The sequence below is a fragment of the Kitasatospora sp. NPDC059577 genome (genome assembly GCF_042735475.1).
In the GTDB taxonomy this organism is placed as follows: Bacteria; Actinomycetota; Actinomycetes; order Streptomycetales; family Streptomycetaceae; genus Kitasatospora.
In genome coordinates, this window is record NZ_JBHWBZ010000023.1 from 22336 (window position 1) to 43498 (window position 21163).

Sequence of the window (21163 nt, forward strand, 5' to 3'; positions counted from 1 at the left end):
CGGGGGTCGCCCCCTGGAACGGCAGTTGCCCGTAGCGCCGACGGCCGCCGAGGGCGACGGACACCGCTACGGGCAACCGGTCCGGGTACGGAACCGCTCGGGCTGGTCAGCCCGGGAGCTCGCCGAAGCCGCCTGCCGCCGCTGCCGAGGCGAAGGCGTTCCAGGCCTCGGTCGAGAAGCGGAGGTGGGGTCCCCGGGGATCCTTGGAGTCCCGGACCGCCACCTCCCCCGCGCCGGGGAGGGCGATCTCCACACAGGCGCCTTGGCCGCCGCTGTGACTGCTCTTGCGCCATCGGGTTCCGTGCTCGGGCGGGGTGATCATTCGTGGAATTCCTTTTCGATGTCGGCTATCAGCGACCGGCTCTCCGCGACACCGAGTGCGGCCGCCCTCAGGTAGTCGTACAGACCGGTATAGCGGCGCACATCAGCCTCCTTCTCCAGGTAGAGATCGCTCGTCACACCTTCGAAGTAGACAACCGTGGAATCGGCTGACTCCGGGAACTCCAGCAGGGAGAATGTCCCGGTCATGCCGGGATGCGCGCCGTGCGAGAACGGGATCACCTGGATGGTGATGTTCGGGCGCAGGCTGAGCTCCAGCATCTGCTGCAGCTGCCGGGCCATCACCCCCTTGCTGCCGACCTCTCGGCGCAGCACCGCCTCGTCTATGACGGTCCACAGGCTGCCCAGCCGGTTCTCGCCGTGGACGCGCTCCTGACGCTTCATCCGGACCTGCACCCGGCGCTGCACGGCGTTCGCGTCGGTGTCCGGCTGGGTGCCCTCGACCACGGCCTGGGCGTACTGCTCGGTCTGCAGCAGGCCCGGGACGAAGGAGGACTCGTACGCGCGGATCGAGGAGGCCTCGGCTTCGAGCCCGATGTAGACGCTGTACGGGGTCGGCATGTCGTTGAAGTCGTGCCACCAGCCGCGCTGGCGGGACTCCTTGGCCATCTCCATCAGGCTGGCACGCATCTGGTCGTCGGCCACCTTGTACACGTCGCAGAGGTCGCGCACGTCGCGCTGGCTGATGCTGCGGCGGCCGTTCTCCAGGCGACTGATCTTCGACTGGGAGACCATCAGCCGGCCGGCGACCTCCTCCGCCGTCATGCCGAGGCCCTCGCGGAGTTTGCGCAGTTCGGAGCCGAGGCGTCGGCGGCGGACGGTGGGATTGACGTTGGCGGACACTTCGACCTCCGGCCGGACCTCTCGTGATCGTTGGAACGGCAGTCCTCGGAACACTTCGGACATTGGGACCAACCCCCCTGACTTGGAGCAGCATGTCACCTTGGGCCAGGTCGGCGCCGGGGAATCACAGCAGCGCGGTAGAACAGATCATCGGAAAAGTGCTTCCGCGAGACAGCGAAAGCCCCCAGGTGGTAATGCGGCTGGACGACTCGGACGGGTAGTACGGCGGACGCCCCTCGGGGCCGCCCCCGCACATGCCCCTGGCACGGGTGGGAGCGGACCGCTGCGGGCCTCCGGGGACGGCAAGAGGGGCGGTCGCCGGGCGACTTGCGTCGCGGGGCGACCGCCCCTCGGTGCTGCCTCTGGTGGTGCTCGTGGGTGCTGGTGGTGCTCGTGGCGCGGGTGGTGCCGATGGTTCGGGTCGTGCGGCGGGTCGCTCGGCGCCTCCCGGAGGCGCGGACGGGGCGACACGCGCCGTCAGGCGTGCCCGCGGATGCGTCGGACGGTGTACCGTGCGCCGGCCCGTCCACCGGGGACCGGCCGGACCGCTCCGGTCACCGGACCGTTCGGACCAGCGGACGGATCCGAATGCCGGACCGCTCCGGTCACCGGACCGCCGCGGCGTCCCCGGGTCAGCGGACGCCGACCCGGGAAGCGGGGACCCGCCCGCCCGAACCCCGGCCCGCAGTACGGGCGCCGGAGCGGCCGGTGGCAGGGGCGGACCCGGGGCCGGGGCCCTGGGGGGAACGGTTCTGCTGCGTCGGCAGGCCGTTCTGCACGTCCATCACGGCGTGCGCGACCATCCCGCCGAGCGGGTCGTACCGGATCAGGTCGCGCAGCCGCGACCGCGAGGACCGGCCCTCGTTGCCCGGGTACAGGTGCTTGCCCAGACCCACCGAGTGAGCGAGCGCGGCGAGCGCCGCGGTCCGCGGGTCCGGCGGCACGCCGGTGCGGATCGCGGTGTCCAGCCGCTGCTTGATCGCGGCGTTGGTGCAGTCGTCGGACGCCTGGTACCGGGTCGTCGGCAGCACCCCGCACACCTGGCCCGCCACGGCGGTCACCATGCCGCAGCGCTCCAGGTGCGCCAGATAGGTCTGCCGCAGCCCGAGCCGCGGTCCGCCGATCCAGTGCGCCGCGCGAACCGGACTGCCGCGTCGGCGCAGCAGTTCCAGTGCGTGGTCAAGGGTCGGGTCACCGGTCGGCCGTGCGAGCACGACAGCGATCCGGTCTCCCTCCGGTACGATCCGTCCGGCCAGGGACAGCTCGACGAGCTGGGCCCCGGCGAGTCCGAGGTCGAGGGTCTGCGGCTGCGCCGTGGTACCCGTGGTCGGGTCCAAAGCGAGCAGCAAGAGTTCCTCGGGAACAGTTCTGCGGCTCTTGCCCATCCAAGCCTCCCCGCGTGGATGAGAGACAGGGTGACGCCTCTCACACGGGCTTGTCGAGTACGCCTCCGAATCGTGACCTTGCGGTGAAGGCGCGGAACCGGGGGCCGCGGGCCCGGCGTCTGATCGGTGAACGGACCGCGGTGCGGCCGGGCGATGGCAATACGGGCCGGTCGGGCGGGGTGTGCGCGGTGGGAACGGCCGCCGGTGGCGGAGACTGTACAGGTACACGGGGCGGGGCGTCGGCTTCCCGAAATCGGGTTCGCCGGTGCCCCGCCGGGCGTTGAGGAGGCTGGGATACGTGGGCGAGTCCCCCGACAGGGTGCTGAGGGACGGCGGGCGGGAGCAGGACCGCGAACGCGAACGGACCGGTGCGGCGGCCGATGCCGCCGGGTCCGCCGGGTCCGCCGGGGGCGGCTCCGGCCCGGCTGCTGCCGGGGCGTCAGCCGGGAACTCCCCGGGCGGCTCCTCGGACAGCGCTGCGGAGACCTCCGGGGAGGCGTCCCCGAAGACGCCCGCGAAGACGCCCCCGAAGGCGTCCGCGAAGCCGTCCTCGGAGTCGTCCGCCGAGGGCGCCGCGAAGGCGCCGGACGAGGTTCCGGCGACGGGGGCCAAGGGCGGCTCGACCGTACAGCTCCGCGTCCGGGATGTGGACAGCAAGACGACGATGCTGCGACTGCCGGTGGACAACAAGACCACCGCGCTGCGGCTGCCCGAAGAGCTGGTGAAGCCCGCGGGCAAGCCGAGTTCCGGTGGTGACGGGGAGAAGGGGAAGGCCGCTCCGGCCGCCGCCTCGGCGAAGGAGCCCGCCGAGCGCCCGCCCGCCGCCGACCCGCGTCTCGCCATGCGGACCGCTGCGGCGGGGGCGGAGGAGACGGCGGACCGGGCGCCGGAGAAGACTGACGCCAAGGCGGACACCAAGGCGCCGGCGAAGGCGGTCGAGCCCGCCGAAGCCGGGACCGAGGCTGCCGAGGCCGAGGCTGGCGGGACCGCGGCTGCCGGGGCAGCGACCGAAGCCGCCGAGGCCGCTCCCACCACCGCGAAGGGCCAGGACGAGAAGTCCGCCGGGCCCGAGAAGGCGGCGAAGGCCGAGAAGCCCGAGAAGGCTGCGAGCGCCCAGGACACCGAGGGCACCGACGACGCCCCCGACGAGGGCACCTCCTCCGAGGACGCCTCCGCCGACGACGCCTCCCCCGTCGCGCTGACCGAGACCGGGCAGCCCGGTCAGAAGTCGGGGCAGGCCGAGAAGCCGGAGAAGCCCGCGCCGCCGCGCACCGCCGCCGCGTCGGCCGGCACCGTGCCCGAGCCGAAGCCCCGGCCCGTCCCGGAGCCCGAGCCGTCGCCGGAACCGGAGCCGAAGCCGGAGCCGAAGCCGGCTCCCAAGCCCGTGCCGGTCCCCGTGCCGCCCCCGAAGCCGCTGCCCGATCCCGACCCGCGGCCGGTGCCGCCGGTCCCGCCGCTGCCGAAGCCCGAGCCGCTGCCCGCTCCGGTGCCGCTGCCCTCGCCCGAGACCACCGCGGAGGCGATGGAGGTCCTGGCCTCCCTCAACGCCCGTCCGGTCTCGCCGCTGCGCCGCGCCCTCAAGCGGGCGACCATCTGGACCGTCTTCCTCGCCGTGGTGCTCGGCGTGGCCGTGGTGGCCCAGCTGCTGCGTCCGCTGCCGGACGCCAAGGTGAAGATGACCGCCACGGGCAGCTACAGCTTCTCCGGTGACCAGTTGGACCTCGCCTGGCCGGCCAAGGGCCAGTCCGCGGCCGAGGTGGTCGGCGTCGGCAGCCTCGGAAGCTCGGGCCAGGAGACGCCGGCCTCGATCGCCAGCGTCACCAAGGTGATGAACGCCTACCTGATCCTGCAGAAGTTCCCGCTGAAGAAGGGGGAGAGCGGCCCGAAGATCGTCGTCGACAAGCAGGCCGCGCAGGAGTCCGGCAACGTCGACGAGTCCAAGGTGACGCTCACCGAGAACCAGGTGCTCACCGAGTACCAGGCGCTGGAGCTGCTGATGCTGCCGTCGGCCAACAACGTGGCCCGGCTGCTCGCCCGCTTCCACTCCGGCTCCGAGGACGCGTTCGTCAAGCTGATGAACGACACCGCGGCCAAGTTCGGCATGACCAACACCATCTACGCGGACCCGGCGGGCTACAACGCGGACACCAAGTCCACCGCCAAGGACCAGCTGAAGCTGGCCGAGCAGGTCATGCAGGACGAGATCTTCCGCCAGATCGTCTCCACCCCGGAGACCAACTTCAACAACGCGCGGATCCCCAACACCAACAACCTGATCAACCCGAAGACCGGGGTGATCGGCGTCAAGACCGGCTCCAGCACCCCGGCCGGCGGCTGCCTGATGTGGGCCGCCTACAAGGAGATCGGCGGCGTGAAGCGGCTGATCCTCGGCGTCACCCTGGGGCAGCAGGCCACCTCGCCCGCCGCGAACGACGGCATCCTGCCGACCGTGCTCAAGGTCAGCGGCAAGCAGATCCAGGCCGCGCAGAACGGTGTGACCGGCCAGACCGTGGTCAAGCAGGGCGACGTCGTCGGCTCGGTCGACGACGGGCTCGGCGGCAAGGTCCCGCTGGTCGCGACCAAGGACCTGGTGGTGGCGGGCTTCCCGGGCATCTCCGGCACGGTCACCCTGGACGCGTCGAAGATCGGCCACACCGAGAAGGCCGGCAAGGAGGTCGGCGTGCTGCGGGTGGGCGCCGGCGACAACAAGGCGGAGGTCCCGGTGGCCCTCCAGGCCGACCTCAACCCGGCGTCCATCCAGTCCCGACTGCTGCGCACGCTGTGAGCCGTCGAGGCGGCCGGGACAGCCGGGACAGCCGGGACAGCCGAACCGCTGAACTGCTGGAACCGCTGAACCGCTGAACTGCTCAACTGCTGAACGACGAAGGGGAGCCGGTCCGCACCGGCTCCCCTTCGTCGTTCGTTCCCCACCCCGGCGCCGGACGCGCGGTCCCGCGCCGGGCCTACGTGTCGCGGTCGAGCAGCGCGAGCGTGAACCCGCCGAGCGGGGTCACCTCGTCCGGGTCCCCGTACTGGGTGCGGAGCACCTGCGCCTGGTCCGTCGGCATGGTGCCCAGCGGGTCGGAGGTGTCGCCGAGGACCAGCAGCCAGATCCGGGACACCGGGCCCAGGCACGCCTCGGGCTTCGCACAGGCCGTCGGCGACAGGTCCTCCGCGTCGTCGGCGCTCTGCGCGACGAACACCGGGTACAGGTGCACGTCCGACGGCAGGTAGTGGCTGACGCCCGGCCAGACCATCGCCCACGACTGGTTGCCCAGCGGGGCCGCCATCCCGTCCCCGGAGCGGTAACCGGCGGCGATCGTTCGGGCGGCCGCCTTGAACGGCTCCTCCGAGCCGTTGTGCGAGCCGACGTACCGCACCGCGGGCTGCTCGGGCAACGCCGCCACGGCCGGAACGGCGAGCAGCCCCACCGCCAGCAGCCCGGCCGCCGCGACGGCCCTCCGAGGCTCCGGGACGCGGCGCGCGCGGGCCACCAGCGCGCCGTACGCCGCCCCGACCCCGCCGCCGGCCAGCACCGCCCAGGCGGGCACCGTGAACAGCAGGTACCGGTCGATGAAGTACGAGGTGCCGCCCAGGCGGGACACCAGCCAGACGCTCACCACCGGCAGCTCGGCCAGCAGCAGCACCTGCCAGGCCTGCAGCCGCCGGCCGGGCAACGCCAGCGCCGGCACGGCCAGCAGCACGAAGACGTAGAACACCGGTCCCGAGCCGAACAGGTGCTCGCCGAAGTTGGCCAGGCGGCTGAGGGACGGCGTGGTGATCCAGCCCAGCTGCCGGTCCGACTGGCTGCTGCCGAGCAGCACCACCGGCAGCACGGGCAGCGCGGCGACCGCGACCGCCAGCGGGTACTGCCACCGCAGCCGCCGGTCCGGGGCCTCCCGGGTGCGCCACAGGTGCAGCGCGACCAGGGCGGCCTGCCCGGCCAGCGTGCTGAAGGAGATCAGGTGGCCCGCGCCGGCCACGGCCATGGCCACGCAGTACGGCGCCCAGCGCCGCCACGTCGGCCGCTCCAGCGCCCGCAGCAGGAAGTAGGTGGCGGCCGCGATCGCACAGGTCACCAGCGCGTACGAGCGCGCCTCCTGGGCGTACCGGGAGACCAGGGGCGGCACCGTGAACAGCAGGCCGGCGCCGACCGCGGCGACCCGCCCGCCGAACAGCCGCCGTGCGGTCAGCGCCACGAAGGCGGCGGCGCCCGCCATGGCCAGCACCGACGGAATCCGCAGCGCCACCGTCGAGTCGCCGAAGACCGCCGTCCAGCCGTGCATCAGCAGGTAGTACGCGCCGTTGCTGGCGTCGATGTGCTGGAGCAGCCGCAGCAGGTCGCCCAGCGAGCGGGTGGCCACCGTCGAGGTCGCTATCTCGTCCCGCCACAGGTCCGGCGTCCCCAGCCGGTACCCGCCCACCGCCAGCATCACCAGCGCGGGCCACAACCACACCTGCCCCAGCAGTCGGACGACCGGGCGCACAGCAGGTCTCATCGGGTCCTTCGTCTCCTTCACGCGGCGTGCCGGGCGGACCGGGCACCTCCCGGCAGGCTACTTGACCCGCCCTGACACCCCGTCGGCACCCGTGCTCCCACCCGCACCCCGTCCACCACCCCGCTCCCCACCCCCGATCCGGTACGCTGTGAGCGGCCTCGCCACAGCCGGGCCACGCCTCAGTAGCTCAGGGGATAGAGCACGGCTCTCCTAAAGCCGGTGTCGCAGGTTCGATTCCTGTCTGGGGCACGACCAGCACGAAGGCCACAGGCCCCCCACCCACTCCGGGTCGGGGGCCTGTTCCTTTTCCCGGCGGGACCGCCGGCACCGCCAGGACCGCCGGCACCGCCCGCCCCTGGCCCGCCCGCCCCGGCCCGTCCGCCTTCCGTCCGGCCCGTTCTGCCGCTCCCGGCCGGGCTTGCCTGCCCGTCCGCGCGCTCGCCCGCGCATGGTCAAGATCGTCCACCGGCAGATCCTCCGGCCCGTCCCAGCGGCCCCACCCCGCCCACCCGCACCGACGCCCAGGTCGGAGGTCGTTCCGTCGACGAACCCGGCCGTGACCCGGTACCGGAATTGACGATTCACATTGTGTGCGACCGGTAATTGAACCTCCGGTGATTTCGTCGGGCAATTGCCGGTCCGGCTGGGCGGAGTATTCGCGAATTTCCGGCCGAGAGGGCCCAGTCGTCGCGAGATTCGCGAGTGGCGGCAAATCGGGTGAATCGGCCGGGTGACCGTTGCGATTCGGCCACCCGGGCATGCCCTGATTGCGTCGTCGCCCGGCTCTGGCCTGTGGAAGTGTGGGGGCGGTAAAGCTGCTCGACAGTCTCCCGTGGCCGAAACGGAGTGAAATGCTGCGTTAATATTTCGATCGCCGTGGACGTCGTGCTAGAAATGCTTTCGCCCCGCCGCCCCGGTTTTTTTCGCCGAGGCCGGCCGCTTGTGCGGAGGGGGCAAATGTCCGAAATCAACAGCACGGAGGAGAGATATGTCGAACAACGACTTTGACCTCGACGTCCGCGTGGCCACCGCCCCGGTCGCCGCGTCCCCCGATGGCTTCCTGAGCATGGGCAGCACTTGCTACTCCTGCCACTACTCCTGTGACTGCCAGTACACCGACACCTGCGGCAGCTGCGGCTGCGCCGGCTCCAGCGTTTGCTGAAGCCCGCAGGTCCGGTAGCCGTGGCTCCCCGGAGCGACGGCACCTGATCGGGCACGGGGCTCCCGGCACCATGGGGCCGGGAGCCCCGCGCCGTCCCTGAGACGACCCCGGCGCGAGCCGGATCCACTGCGAGATCGGGAGCCCCACTGTGGCCGAGCCCAACGATGGAACAGCGCTGACCGGGCTCACCCGGGGCATCGCCGACCGCCTGGCGGACTTCGCCCTGAGGACGGCCTCCGGTGACGGTCCGGACCGGCCGCACCTGCACCACGACCGGCTGGGCCTGGCCAACGGCCACCCCGGCATGGCCCTGGCCCTGCTCTGCGCGGGCCGCGCCCTCGACGACTCCGGGCTGCTGGACGGCGCCCGCGCCGTGCTGCGCAGCGCCGCCGCGGGCACCGCGCAGCGCCCCTACTCGGGACCGGGCCTGTACACCGGCACCGCCGGATTCGCCTCCGTCCTCCTCGCGTTCGCCGAACACGACGAGCGCTACCTGCCGTCCCTGCGCCGGGTCGCCGACAGCTTCGGCGAGCAGGTCGCCGCCACCCGCCGACCCGCCCCCGGAACCGGCCTGCCGTTCACCGCCTACGACGTCGTCGAGGGCGCCTCCGGGCAACTGGCCGCGGCCGTACGGCTCGCGACGGTCGTCGGCGCGCCCGAGGGCTCCCCGCTGCGGACCGCCATCGACGAGCTGGTCGACTACCTCGACGCCGTCACCGCCGCGGACGGGCAGCAGCGCTTCGGCTGGCTGATGACGCCGGCCCACTACCCGCCCGCCTTCCCCTGGTACGCCGAGCGCGCCCCGCACGGGATGTACAACCTCGGCTTCGCGCACGGCCTGCCGGGCATCCTCGGCGCGTTCACCGCCGCCGCCGCGGCCGGCTACGGCGGCTCCCGGGTGACCGGGAAGGTCGCCGACCTGGCCGAGTGGCTGGTGCTCCACCGGACCGCCGACCCCGACCCCCGGGCGGGCTGGGCGGTCTGCCTCCAGGCGGAGGAACACACCCTGCGTCCCGTCCACGACCCGGCCGAGGAGCCCTCCCGCGCGGCCTGGTGCTACGGCGCGCCCGGCATCGGCACCGGGTTGCTGGCCGCCGCCGCCGTCCTGGACGACGCGGACCTGCGGGAAACCGCGATCGGCGCGCTGAGGCGCGTCCTCGACACCGATCCCGCGTACCGCCACGTGTTCGCCCCGACCCTGTGCCACGGGCACGCCGGGATGGCCGCCGTCTACCGTCGCGCCCACGCCGAGACCGGGGTCGAGGAGTTCCGCGACATGGCCGACCGGAGCCTGGCGGCGGTCGTCGGCCTGGCCGACCCGGACCGGCCGTTCCTGGTCGCGGACGAACCCGAGGCCGGACAGCGCGTCGACGACCCCGGCTTCCTCACCGGCGCGGCCGGCACCCTGCTGGCGCTCTCCGCCGCCGTCCGTCCGGAGGTGGCGGACTGGGACGAACTGCTCTTCCTCACCCCGGCCCGGAGCGGCGAAAGGACGGCGGCCCGATGACCGCGACGCACACCCACCGGACGGAGCCGAACGGCCGCGCCCCCCGGGCCGGCCGCCGCTCCTACACCGCGACCGACTTCTTCCTGCTCCGCGCCCCCGCCCTGCCGGCCCGCGGCCTGACCGACCTGCTCGCCGCCTGCGCCGGCGACCCGGCGACGGCCGTCCCCGCCGACTGGGAGGACGGCTACCTGCGCGGCCTGCTGGAGCTGTGGGCCGACCCCCAGGTGCGTTCCGCGATCCGGATGGCGGCCCCCGACCTCGCGCAGGCCGTCGACCGGCTCGACACCCTGGCACCCAAGGACCGCCACCGGGCGATGATGAGCCTGGGCCGTTACCTGAACCGGATGAGCGCGCGCCCCACGCCGCTCAGCACGGTCGCCGGTGTCGCCGGAGGGTTCTTCGGCGACGGACCGGCCCCCGTTCTCGGCAGCCCCGCGATCAGCTCCTCCCGGGCCCGGCTGGACTCCGGTTGGATGCTCCACCTGTTCAAGTCGGCCGCCGACTCCGCGGAACCGCGTCCGGACCTCGAACTGCGCACCAACGACCTGACCCACCTGGGCCGCGGCCGCGCCTGGCTCTCCGTCGCGGACGGCTACGGCGAAGGGACCCGCCGGACCGCCTCGGTGCGCTGGTCCCCGGCCGTGCGCCTGGTGCTGGAGGCGGCCCGCCGGCCGCGGACCCTCGGCGAACTGGCCGGCCTGCTGACGGAGCAGTACCCCTCCGTGCCGGAGGACCAGGTGCTCGGCCTGCTCCGGCAGTTGGTCCGGCTGGACTTCCTCATCACCTCGCGCCGGCCCGCCCTGCTGGGCGATCCCGGCCGGAGCGACGCCGCCGCGCAACTGGGCACCGCTCTGGCGCCGGACGCCCTGGCCGCGCTGCGCCGGGTCGAGCAGGAGGTGGCCGCGTTCAACCGGCACGGCCGCACCAGCGACCTGCCGGGCCTGTTCGGTACGGTCGAACCGCTCGGCGCCGAGGTCGACGCCGACTACCAGGGCCACTTCCTGCAGGTGGACTCGACGCTGGATCTGCCCGGACGGCCGGGGCTGCCGACCGACGTCCAGCGGCTGGCCGAGGACGCCGCCGAACTGTTCACCACCGTCGGCACCGTCTTCAAGTACCCCCAGCGGCTGCGCGACTACGCCACCGCGCTCACCGAGCGGTACGGCTCCCAGGCCGAGGTGCCGCTGCTCGAACTGCTCTCCCCGGAGACCGGCCTCGGCGCGCCCACCGGCTACCGCAACCCGCCGCGCGGATTCGACCTGCAGCCGGTCACCCCCGACCACGGGCGCGAGGAGCGCGAGGCCGTCCTGGGCCGGATGGTGGCGACCGCACTGGCGGCCGGCTCCCGCGAACTCGTCCTGGACGAGCGGACGCTGGCGGACCTGCGGGCGGCCGGCACGAGGCCGAACGACCGCAGGGAACCGACCCCCGCGCTGGACGTGCACCTCCAGGTGTTGCCGCCCTCGCCCTCGCACCCGCGCTGGCGCGGGGTCGTCACCGAGACCGGGGTGGCCTTCGGCGGCCGGACCTTCGCCCGCTTCCACGACCTGCTGACGGACGAACTCCAGGACCGCCTGCGCGGGCTGGCCGCCGCCGAGGAGGAGCGGCTGCCGGGCCTGGCCGTGGTCGAGCTGACCTACCTGCCCGCCAAGGCCCGGGCCGGCAACGTGTCGCTGCGCCCGGTGCTCCGCGAGCTGGAGCTGCCGCTCAACGTGGCCCCGGGCCTCCCGGCCGACCGGGTGCTCGCGCTGGACGACATCCTGGTCGGCGTGCGGGACGGCGAACTCTACCTGTACAGCCGGGCGTTGGAGCGCGAGCTGCACGTCACGCAGAACACCATGCTGAACCCGCTGTCCGGACCGAACGTCTGCCGCTTCCTGCTGGAGGTCTCGGCGACGCAGTTCCGCGGCGCCGCCCCCTTCGACTGGGGCGAGCTCGCGTCGAGCATGCCCTTCCTGCCCCGGCTGGTCTGGCGTGACCTGGTGGTCAAGCGGGCGCGCTGGCTGCTGACCGACCGCGACGTGCCGGCCGGGTGCACCGGTCGGCTCGCCGACTTCGCGGCGGCGGTCGCGGACTGGCGCTCGCGCTGGTCGGTGCCGCGCTTCTGCCACCTGGCCCAGAGCGACAACACCCTCCTGCTGGACCTGGAGAGCGCGCCCTCGCTGGAGGAGCTCAGGCTGGCCGCCGGCAAGCACGCCGAGGGCTTCGCGCTGCAGGTCGAGGAGGCGATGCCCGCTCCCGGGGACGGCTTCCTGCGGGACGGCCGGGGCGAGGACTTCGTGGCCGAGGTCGTCGTCCCGGTGCTGTCGGCCGCGCCGCCCGCCGCCCGCCCGCCGCTGCCCCGGGGCCCGTACCGGGTGGCGGAGGAACAGCGGCTGCGGCCCCCGGGCGGCGAGTGGGTGTACGCCAAGCTGTACGCCGAGAGCGACTCGCTGGACGGTCTGCTGACCGGGGAGGTGGCCGCGCTGGCCGCCGAGCTGGGCGACCGCTTCGGCACCGGCCACCCGTTCTTCCTCCGCTACGTCGACCCGGCCCCGCACCTGCGGCTGCGCGTCCACGTCCCGGACCGGGACCGGGCCCGGGACGTGTTCGGGCACGTCGCCGGGTGGGCGCACGGCCTGATGGCGGACGGGCGGATCACCGACCTGGCCTTCCCGGTCTACCGCCGGGAGGTCGAGCGGTACGGCGGGCCGTTCCTCATCGACCGGGCCGAGGTGCTGTTCCAGCGGGACAGCGCCGCCGCCCTGGCCCTGCTGGGGCACCTGTCCGAGCCGCTGCCCGAGGGTTCGGCGCCGGCCCTCGACCGGATCGCGCTGACCGGCCTCAGCCTGGAGCGCGTCGGCCGGATCCTGCTGCCGGACTTCGCCGAGCGGCACGCGATGGCCCGTTCGATGTCCGGCCCGACGGCCGGCGGACCGGAGTACCGGGCGGCGGCCAGGGACCTCTGGCGCGGCCACACCGAGCCGGGCCGGGACGCCCGGGTGCTCGGCCTGGTGGAGTCGCTCTGGCAGGAGGACGGCGACCGGTACGTCCGGGAGCTGGCGAAGCGGGCGGAGACCGGTGAGCTCTGGTCGGACCGGACGGGTGTGGTCCGGGCCCTGCTGCACATGCACTGCAACCGGATGGGCCTGCCCCGGGACCAGGAGGAGGCCGCCTACGGGGTGTGGCGGCGGCTGCTCGACCGGGTGGTCGGCCAGCAGCGGGGTGCGGCGGCCCGGGGGGACGGGTGAACCCCGTGCGCCGGATCCGCAGCCGGGTCGCCAGGCTGCCGGCCGACGTCGCGCCCGCGCTGACCGTGCTGCGCCTGGCCTGGCAGTCGGACCGCCGGGCGACGGTCCAGGTGGTGCTGTTCGCCGTCGGCGCGGGGGCCCTCCCGGGCGTCCAGGTCAAGGTGACCGCGGCGTTCGCGACCGCGCTGGTGCACGCCGCCGGCGCCGGCGGCCAGGTGTCCGGGGCGATCGGCTTCCTGGTCCTGCTCGGGGCGCTGGGCCTGGCCGGCCAGCTGATGGCGGTGTTCCAGAACCGCGCCATGCAGCGCTGCCAGAGCCGCCTGTCCGCGGGCCTGGCGGACCGGATCATCGGGCGGGCGGCCGGCTTCTCGCTGTCGCAGGTCGAGGACCCGCGGGTGCAGGACTCGCTGCAGCGAGCCGTCCGGGAGGTCAACTTCCGGCCCGGGCTGATGCTCAACCAGGTGATCCAGGTGGCCACCCAGGTGGTGACCTTCGGCTCGGTCGGAGCGATCCTCTGGACGCTGGACGTCCGGGTGGCCGTGCTCGCCATGTTCGCGCCCTTCCCGGCGATCGTCTCCCAGATCGTCCAGGGCCGGCGCGGTCACGCCCTGGAGCACGGACGGTCCGAGGAGCGGCGGCGGCTCACCTACTGGCAGCACCTCGCCTCCCAGCCGGGTTCGATGAAGGAGGTGCTGGCCTTCCGCCTCGGCCCGGTGCTGCAGGCCAACCACGGCCGGCTGCTCGCCCGCATCGTCGGGGCGGACCTGCGGCTGGCCGACCGCAACGTGCGGCTGGCGATCCCGATGATGGTCCTCACCGCGGCCCTGACGCTCGGGGCCCAGGCCACCGCGATCCTGGCCGGCAGCGACGCCGGCCACCTGGCCCGGCTCTTCGCGGTGATCCCGGCGATCGGCATGCTGCAGAGCAGCATGCAGCAGTTCTTCGGCGGGGTGGCCGGGATGTACGTCAACCAGCTGTACCTGCGCAACGTCGTCGAGTTCCTGGCCATCGACCCGCAGCAGGCCGAGGGCGGCGACCGCTCCTTCCCCGCCCGGCTGTCGACCGGCATCGAGTTCCGCGACGTCTCGTTCCGGTACCCGGGGGCCGGCCGGGCCGCGCTGTCCGGGGTGTCGTTCACGCTGCGCCCCGGCGAGGTGACGGCGATCGTCGGGCTCAACGGCGCGGGGAAGTCGACGGTCGGCAAACTCGTGGGGCGGCTGTACGAGCCGACCGGGGGCGAGATCCTGGTGGACGGCGTGCCGCTGGGCGACTACGACCCGGACAGCCTGCGCGACGGGATCTCGTACGTGTTCCAGGACTACGTCGAGTACCAGCTGACGGTGGGGGAGAACATCTCGCTCGGCGCCGTCCACCAGCCCGACCGGGGGCCGGAGCGGGTCCGCGAGGCGGCCGAGGAGGTCGGCATCCACGAGCACGTGGCGACCCTGCCCGAGGGCTACGACACCCAGGCGGGCCGGTCCTTCCAGGGCGGCGTGGAGTTCTCCGGCGGGCAGTGGCAGCGGCTCGCCATCGCCCGCGGCCTGGTCCGCCGGGCCGGGGTGCGGGTGATGGACGAGCCGACGGCCGCGCTGGACACCATCACCGAGGCGGCGCTGCTCGACACCCTGACCACCGCGGTGGACGGGCAGGTCTCGGTCCTGATCGCCCACCGGTTCTCCTCGGTGGTCCGGGCCGACCGGGTGCTGGTGTTCGACCGGGGCCGACTGGTCGAGGACGGCAGCCACCGGGAGCTGCTGGAGCTCGACGGGCTCTACGCCCGGATGTTCCACGCGCAGGCGACCGACCGCGAATCCGTGTCCCAGTCCCACTCGTGAGGCGGCGATGAAGCTCACAGCGTTCGACCAGGTGATGATCTACGACGGGAGCGGCCCGGCGGGGGCCGCCCGGGAGGCGGTCGAACTGGCCGTCGCGGCGGAGCGTCTGGGCTACCACCGGTTCTGGGTGGCGGAGCACCACGGCGTCTCGGGCGGCTGCGGCTCGCCCGAGGTGCTGGTGGCGGCCGCGGCCTCGGCGACCGGCCGGATCCGGGTCGGCACCGCCTCGGTGCTGCTGCCCTACTACGCGCCGTTGAAGGTGGCGACCACCTTCAACCTGCTGGAGCGGCTCTTCCCGGGCCGGATCGACCTCGGGGTGGGTCGCGGCCCGGGGGCGGTCCCCGCGGTGAGTCGCCGGCTGGCGCGCGAGGGCGAGGCGCCGTACGAGGAGAAGCTCGCGGAACTGCTGCGGATCCTCACCTCGGAGGGGCCGGAACATTCACTTCCGGAATCCGGGCGACCGGATTTCTGGCTGACCGGATCCGGGACGGGCGGGGCACTGGCCGCCGCCCGGCACGGACTCCCGTTCTGTTTCGCCCAGTTCGTCCACGGAGAGCTCCGCCCGGAGGTGGTCGAGCGTTATCGCGAGGAGTTCCGCCCCGGCCCGTTCGGCAGTGAACCCCGGGTCGGCGTCTGCGTCCGGACGGCCGTCGCCGAGGACCCGCGGGACGCCCGGGCGCTGCGCTCGCTGGTGGACTGGATCGCGGATGCAGGGCGGGGGGCCGCCCTGCCCGCCGGGGTCCTGCCGTCCTGGCGCGAACTCCGGGAATACCGGCCCGCGGTGGCCTCTCCGGACGGCTTCGCGGTGCTGGCGGGTGTGCCCGAGGAGGTCGGCGGGAAGGTATCGGAACTGGTCGACGCCTATCGGCCGGACGAACTCGTGGTCACCACGGCCTGTCCCGAACTCGCTCTCCGGGTTCGCGTGTTCGAGTTGGTCGGCCAGATGATGAAACGTCAGTTAGCCTCGGAGGGCGGCCTGGTGAGCCTGGACCCTGTTGGGACCGCTGGTATATAGTCGAAATGTCGTGCACATGTCGAAATTGGCCCGGGAATTGCGGTGCACGCGCAACGGGGGAAGAGCTCATGGGGTGGGCGCGCGCATGATGGTGCTTCAAGCCAAAGGCGTAGGGAAGAGCTACGGGGACACCTGGGTGCTCCGGGACTGCGAGTTCGAGTTGCCGGAGGCGTCCGTCACCGCCCTGGTCGGGCTCAACGGCGCCGGGAAGTCCACACTGCTGCGGCTGATCGCCGGACTGGACCGCAGCAGCGCCGGCGGGATCGAGATCGCCGGCAAGGACGTGGTGTTCGGCGAACCCCCGGCCGTCTCGTACCTCTCCCAGGAGCGGCCCCTGTACCGGGCGCTGCGGGTGCGCGAGATCCTCGGGTACGCGGCCGCGCTCAACGAGGGCTTCGACGTCCGGCTCGCACGGGACTGGCTGGACAACTTCGGCATCCCGCTCGCCCGGCGCTGCCAGGACCTCTCCGGCGGACAGCACACCCAGGTCGCGCTCGCGGTGGCGCTGGCCAAGCGGTCGCCGCTGGTGGTCCTCGACGAGCCGATGGCCGACCTGGACCCGCTCGCCCGCGAGGACGTCTCGACCCGGCTGCGCGAGATCGCGGCCGCCAGCGGGCGCTCCTTCCTGCTCTCCTCGCACGTGATCGGCGACCTCGAACCGGTCTGCGACCGGCTGCTGGTGCTCGCCGGCGGGAGGATCGTGCTCGACGGGCCGGTCGACGGCCTGGCCGAACGGGTGCGGGCGAACGGCGGCAGTGCGCCCGACTCGGCCTCGCTCACCGAGATCGTGCTCGGCACCCTGCGCGGCGCCCAGGCCGGGACGGCCGCCCCGCGCGACGCGGACTGACCCCACGGCCGGCTGGTCCGACAGCCGATCGACCCCGAAAGGCAAGGCTCACAGATGTTTCGGCACACCCTCCGGCTCGACCGGCTGCCGCTGCTGGTCACCGGCGTCGCGCTGCTGCTCTACTTCCCCTCCAGCTACTGGGAGCTGTCGAGCAAGCCGGGCAGCGGAATGACCCAGGGCCTGGCGCCCTACCTCGCCATCCTGCTCGCCGTCGTGTGGGCCGCGCCCATGCTGGCCCGCGAGTTCGAGACCGGCACCAGCGTCTGGGCCTGGACCCAGGGCACCACCCGCTCGCGCTGGTTCTTCAGCCGGGCCGCCCTCCCGATCCTCGCCGCCGTCGTCTCCGGACTGGCACTCACCGGCGCCGTCATGGTCAGCGGGATGCACCGCCCGGTCTTCGTCGCGCACGACCACATGAGCGAGGCCTACCTCAGCACCCACGGCCCCTACCTGGTGCTGAGCTCGCTGTGCGCGATCGCCACCGGCCTGGCCGCCGCCGCCGCGACCCGCCGGGCCGTCCCGGCCATCGGGATCAGCCTCATCGCGCAGATCGCGATGACCCTGCTGATGCCGAAGCTGGCGACCTCGATCGCGCCGACCACCACCGCCACCTTCGGCCGGACCGTGTCGGACTACCAGATCGCGGTCCTGGACGGGCACCAGACCTCGGTGACCCGGCTGGCGGACGGCGGCACGGCCGTCGAGTACCAGGCGAACAGCCACTTCTGGGAGGCCCAGCTGGTGACCGGCGCCGTGTTCCTGGCGCTGACCGCCCTGCTGCTCGCCTACGCCTGGCGCACCGTCCGCACGCTCCCGGGCAAGGCCTGACCGGCCCCGACCCCGCGAAGGCCCCCACCGGACCCGGTGGGGGCCTTCGGCGTTCCCCGGGACCACGCCCCGCGGGCTGCGGCGCTCCCGGACCACCGGGGCCGACGGAACGGCCGGGCTCAGGGGCGCGTCCTGACCGGTCACCTGTCCCACCGGGCGCCGGCCCGGCCGCCCACCTGTCCCACCGGGCGCCGGCTCCCGCCCCGACCGGCGGAGGCGGCCGGCACCGGGGCGGGCCGCCCGTCCGGGTCAGGCCAGGCGGAACCGGGTGCGTTCCGCGGCGGGGCGTCCGGTGGCGAGGGCGAGGTCGGCGAGCAGGGTCTCCGACTCCCGGGTGGTGCGCAGGACGGTGGGGTCGAGGTCGACGACGACGACCTCGCGGCGGTCCTCGCTCGCCTCGGCGATCAGGCGGCCGTCCGGCCCCCAGACCGCGCTGGCGCCGCAGGTCTGCCAGGGGCCGGTGCGGCCGATGTGGTTGGCGAGCACCGTGTAGAGGGTGTTGTCGAGCGCCCTGGCGGGGAACCAGACCCGGGACTCGTGGTAGCCGTGGCCCGTGCTGAACAGCGCGCCGACCAGGTAGGCGTGGCAGCCGTCGAGCGCGGCGGCGCGGGCGTGCTCGGGGAAGCCGGAGTCGTAGCAGACGCCGAGACCGAGCCGCCAGCCGTCCAGCTCCAGGGTGCAGCCGGCCGTCCCGGGGCGGTAGAGGTCGCGTTCGGACTTGAAGAGGTGCTGCTTGTCGTAGCGGGTGACGACGTTGCCGTCCGCGCCGATGACGAGGGCGGAGATCAGCAGGTCGGCACCGTCCTGCACGGCGGCGCCGACGACGGCGACGGTCCCCGTCCCGCGGCACGCGTCGGCGATCGGCGCGAGGCGCGGGTCGCCGGGCTGGACGGCGTACTTGAGCGGGTCGGCGCGGATCAGGTCGGGCTCGTACCCGGAGAGGAATTTCTCCGTGAACAGCACCAGGCGGGCACCGGCCCCGGCGGCCTCGCGGATCAACTCGGCGGCCTGGGCGGCGTTGGCGGATATGTCGCCGGCCACGGCCTGGGCCTGGACGGTGGCGATCCGCAGCGGCCGCCCGGGCAGTCCGGGGAGTCCGGTGGTGGTGGCGGGAACGGGGGTGGTGGACATGGCGGCCACGCTATCGGACGGCCCCGCCCAGGTGACGGTGGCTCAGTCGGCGCTTGCGCTCCGTCGATCGGCGGTCCTGCTCAGCGCACCGTCGCCCGGAACCCCGCCGTCCTGGGCGTGGGAGTCCTGGGCGCCGCCGTCCCGAGCGTGGGAGTCCTGGGCGCCACTGCGCTGGGCGCCGCCGTCGGCGGGACCCAGGTCGGTCGGACCCCGGTCGTCCGGCGGGGCGTCGGCCAGCGGGTCGGGAGTGTGGGGCGGCCGGACGGAGGGCACGATGACCCGCTGGACCCTGGGCCTGGTCCGCCAGTTGACCCGCCGGACGTCGCGGGCCAGGGCGCCGGGCCGCCAGAGCTCGATCGCGGTGGTCACGGCGCCGAACACGATTCCGGCGGCCAGCCAGCCGCCCAGCACGTCGCTGGGCCAGTGCACGCCGAGCGCGACCCGGGTCCAGCCGATCGTCAGCACCGTCGCCACCGCGACCGCGCAGGCGGCGGTCCGGCCCCGGCGCTGGACCCGGTACCAGAGCAACCCGACCAGGACGGCGCAGGTGATCGTCGAGGCCATGGCGTGACCGGAGGGGAAGGCCGGGCCGCCGGCGTGCGAGACCGGGTCGGAGAAGGAGGGCCGTCCACGGTCGAAGGCCGCCTTCAGCGCCCACTGGGCGCCCCAGCCGACGAGGGTCTGGGCGGCGACCCAGCCGGCCAGCACCCGTGCGCCGATCAACCAGAGCCAGGCGGCGGCGATCCCGAGGAGTGTACGCATCGTGACGGTGCCACCGATGTCGGAGAGCGTCTGCACCGAGGCGGTCCAGATCCGGTGTTCCCGGGCGTACATGTGCAGTTCGCCGATCCACTCCTGGTCGAAGCGGATCAGTGGGCGCCAGTGGCCCGACACCAGAGTCACCAGGAGGCCGAACAGCGCGGCACAGCCCAGCGCGACCGCGGCATCCCGAAAGAGGCTTCGGCTACGCGCAGTGACGGACGTCGTGCTGTTGGTCAGGTGCATGGCTGACACCTTCCCAGTGTCCTGTGCCGATCAGGAGCTGCAGCGATAGCGATTCGGCATCGTTTGTGCGGAGGTCCTGCGTGCGCCGGGGCGCGGGCGCGGGCGGAAACGAGCGGCGTGCGGGAACGCGCACGGCTGTTCGCGGGTTCAACGGGTAGGCGACGGGGGCGTGAGGGTCGAGTGAAGAAACCGCTCCGGGAGTGGTCGCGCGTGGACACGGGAGGTGTCCGGGTGGTCACCGAGCGTCCAAAGTCGGGGTGAAAACCGGCAGGATACTGCATCACGCGGAAGAATCTGAGTGACTTGGGAATGTTGTCCGGAATCTGTTCGTTGGATCGTTACGTGTGAGCCCCGTGGGGCCCGCACTTCTTGCCCTCCGGGCAGGCAGGCAGACCTCGGCAACACCAGCAAAGGGAGCAAGCATGGCCACCCGTGCCGTCGTTCGCGACAGGGCCGACCGGACTCGCGCGGCCCGCCCGACCAACCTTGAGGCCGACCGCGACCTGGTCGGCATGTACCTCGACGAGATCGCCAGGACGCCCCTGCTCGATGCCGCCGAGGAGGTCGAGCTCTCGCTGCGGATCGAGGCCGGGGTGTACGCCCAGCACCTGCTGGACGAGGACGGACTCCCCGACGGCGCCACGCGCGAGGAGTTGGAGGCGATAGCCGCCGACGCCGAGCGCGCCAAGGACGTCTTCATCCGCTCCAACCTCCGCCTCGTGGTGGCGGTCGCCCGTCGGTACCCGCGCAGCGGCCTCCCGCTGCTGGACCTCATCCAGGAGGGCAATGCGGGCCTGGTGCGCGCCGTCGAGAAGTTCGACTACGCCAAGGGCTTCAAGTTCTCCACGTACGCGACGTGGTGGATCCGGCAGGCGATCACCCGGTCCATCGCCGACCAGTCCCGCACCATCCGGCTGCCCGTGCACCTGGTGGAGGAGCTGGGACGGATCCGGCGGGTGCAGCGCGAGAAGTCCAAGGAACTGGGCCGGGAGGCCGAGCCGGCCGAGATCGCGGCCGAGTTGGACACCACCGAGGCCCGCATCAAGGACGTGCTGGACTGGGCGCGCGACCCGGTCAGCCTCAACATGTCGGTGGACGACGAGGGCGAGACCCAGTTCGGGGACCTGGTCGAGGACACCGGGGCGACGTCTCCCGAGGACGCCGTGATGGTCATGCTCCGGCGTGAGGAACTGGACGACCTGATCGGGCGGTTGGACGACCGCACGGCCTCGATCATCCGCTCCCGCTACGGCATGGAGGACGGCCGCGAGCGCACCCTCACCGAGGTGGGCAAGCAGCACGGCCTCACCCGCGAGCGGATCCGCCAGATCGAGAAGCACGCGCTGGCCGAGCTGAAGAAGATCGCCGACCACGCGGGCTTCGAAGCCGCCTGACCGCTCCGCCCGACAGGCCTGCCAGAGCCCCATCCGGGCCCCGGGGGGGGGGGGGGGGGGCGGGGGGGGCGCGGGTCGCGGCGCCGCCGGGGCGGGTGCGGTCGGGTCGAGTGGGGGAGAGCGGGGGGGGAGGCGGGGTGGTT

15 protein-coding genes and 1 tRNA gene are annotated in these 21163 nt (G+C 73.4%); 10 read left to right on the forward strand and 6 right to left on the reverse strand.

What is annotated here, in order from left to right:
- Positions 1 to 106: 106 nt before the first annotated feature.
- From ACFV0O_RS19595 to ACFV0O_RS19605, 3 genes are all read right to left on the reverse strand, one after another.
- The gene (locus tag ACFV0O_RS19595) at positions 107 to 322 is read right to left on the reverse strand and encodes a DUF397 domain-containing protein (RefSeq protein ID WP_380343184.1); all 216 of its coding nucleotides are present in this window, start codon (positions 320 to 322) and stop codon (positions 107 to 109) included.
- Positions 319 to 1182: a helix-turn-helix domain-containing protein gene (locus ACFV0O_RS19600; RefSeq protein ID WP_380343187.1), complete on the reverse strand. Its 864-nt coding sequence runs from the start codon at positions 1180 to 1182 to the stop codon at positions 319 to 321. Before ACFV0O_RS19600 ends, ACFV0O_RS19595 begins: the two co-directional genes overlap by 4 nt.
- 632 nt (positions 1183 to 1814) lie before the next feature.
- Positions 1815 to 2567 (reverse strand): GPP34 family phosphoprotein, encoded by a 753-nt coding sequence (locus ACFV0O_RS19605; RefSeq protein WP_380343190.1) that lies wholly within the window; start codon positions 2565 to 2567, stop codon positions 1815 to 1817.
- Between the two features lie 298 nt (positions 2568 to 2865).
- On the opposite strand from ACFV0O_RS19605, the gene ACFV0O_RS19610 reads away from it, so the two are divergent.
- Positions 2866 to 5352 carry a hypothetical protein gene (locus ACFV0O_RS19610; protein ID WP_380343193.1) on the forward strand — a complete coding sequence of 829 codons (2487 nt, stop codon included), beginning with the start codon at positions 2866 to 2868 and terminating at the stop codon, positions 5350 to 5352.
- A gap of 178 nt (positions 5353 to 5530) precedes the next feature.
- Here the strand turns inward: ACFV0O_RS19610 and ACFV0O_RS19615 are convergent, their stop codons facing one another.
- Positions 5531 to 7066, reverse strand: coding sequence for a glycosyltransferase family 39 protein (locus ACFV0O_RS19615; protein WP_380343195.1), 1536 nt, complete (start codon positions 7064 to 7066; stop codon positions 5531 to 5533).
- Between the two features lie 176 nt (positions 7067 to 7242).
- On the opposite strand from ACFV0O_RS19615, the gene ACFV0O_RS19620 reads away from it, so the two are divergent.
- The 8 genes from ACFV0O_RS19620 to ACFV0O_RS19655 all read left to right on the forward strand — a co-directional run bounded on the left by ACFV0O_RS19620 (position 7243) and on the right by ACFV0O_RS19655 (position 17490).
- Positions 7243 to 7315 (forward strand) — tRNA-Arg (locus ACFV0O_RS19620).
- A gap of 739 nt (positions 7316 to 8054) precedes the next feature.
- The gene (locus ACFV0O_RS19625) at positions 8055 to 8228 is read left to right on the forward strand and encodes an FDLD family class I lanthipeptide (protein WP_360259199.1); all 174 of its coding nucleotides are present in this window, start codon (positions 8055 to 8057) and stop codon (positions 8226 to 8228) included.
- Between the two features lie 148 nt (positions 8229 to 8376).
- Positions 8377 to 9735: a lanthionine synthetase LanC family protein gene (locus ACFV0O_RS19630; RefSeq protein WP_380343200.1), complete on the forward strand. Its 1359-nt coding sequence runs from the start codon at positions 8377 to 8379 to the stop codon at positions 9733 to 9735.
- Positions 9732 to 12965, forward strand: a complete 3234-nt coding sequence (locus tag ACFV0O_RS19635; RefSeq protein ID WP_380343203.1) for a lantibiotic dehydratase — start codon at positions 9732 to 9734, stop codon at positions 12963 to 12965. Before ACFV0O_RS19630 ends, ACFV0O_RS19635 begins: the two co-directional genes overlap by 4 nt.
- Positions 12962 to 14800, forward strand: a complete 1839-nt coding sequence (locus ACFV0O_RS19640; protein ID WP_360259205.1) for an ABC transporter ATP-binding protein — start codon at positions 12962 to 12964, stop codon at positions 14798 to 14800. Before ACFV0O_RS19635 ends, ACFV0O_RS19640 begins: the two co-directional genes overlap by 4 nt.
- 7 nt (positions 14801 to 14807) lie before the next feature.
- A complete protein-coding gene (locus ACFV0O_RS19645) occupies positions 14808 to 15815 on the forward strand; it encodes an MsnO8 family LLM class oxidoreductase (protein ID WP_380343207.1) in 1008 nt (335 codons plus the stop codon).
- An 85-nt stretch (positions 15816 to 15900) separates the two neighbouring features.
- Positions 15901 to 16662, forward strand: a complete 762-nt coding sequence (locus ACFV0O_RS19650) for an ABC transporter ATP-binding protein (RefSeq protein WP_360259209.1) — start codon at positions 15901 to 15903, stop codon at positions 16660 to 16662.
- Positions 16663 to 16716: 54 nt separating this feature from the next.
- Complete coding sequence (locus ACFV0O_RS19655; protein ID WP_360259211.1) at positions 16717 to 17490, forward strand: hypothetical protein; 774 nt, start codon at positions 16717 to 16719, stop codon at positions 17488 to 17490.
- A 249-nt stretch (positions 17491 to 17739) separates the two neighbouring features.
- Here ACFV0O_RS19655 and ACFV0O_RS19660 read toward each other — a convergent pair whose 3' ends face one another.
- Together ACFV0O_RS19660 and ACFV0O_RS19665 are read right to left on the reverse strand one after the other, a co-directional pair.
- Complete coding sequence (locus ACFV0O_RS19660) at positions 17740 to 18621, reverse strand: carbon-nitrogen hydrolase family protein (protein WP_380343211.1); 882 nt, start codon at positions 18619 to 18621, stop codon at positions 17740 to 17742.
- A gap of 42 nt (positions 18622 to 18663) precedes the next feature.
- Entirely contained in the window at positions 18664 to 19626 is a 963-nt protein-coding gene (locus ACFV0O_RS19665; RefSeq protein WP_380343214.1) for a phosphatase PAP2 family protein, read from the reverse strand.
- A 422-nt stretch (positions 19627 to 20048) separates the two neighbouring features.
- On the opposite strand from ACFV0O_RS19665, the gene ACFV0O_RS19670 reads away from it, so the two are divergent.
- The gene (locus tag ACFV0O_RS19670) at positions 20049 to 21020 is read left to right on the forward strand and encodes a sigma-70 family RNA polymerase sigma factor (protein ID WP_360259220.1); all 972 of its coding nucleotides are present in this window, start codon (positions 20049 to 20051) and stop codon (positions 21018 to 21020) included.
- The last annotated feature ends 143 nt before the right edge of the window (positions 21021 to 21163 follow it).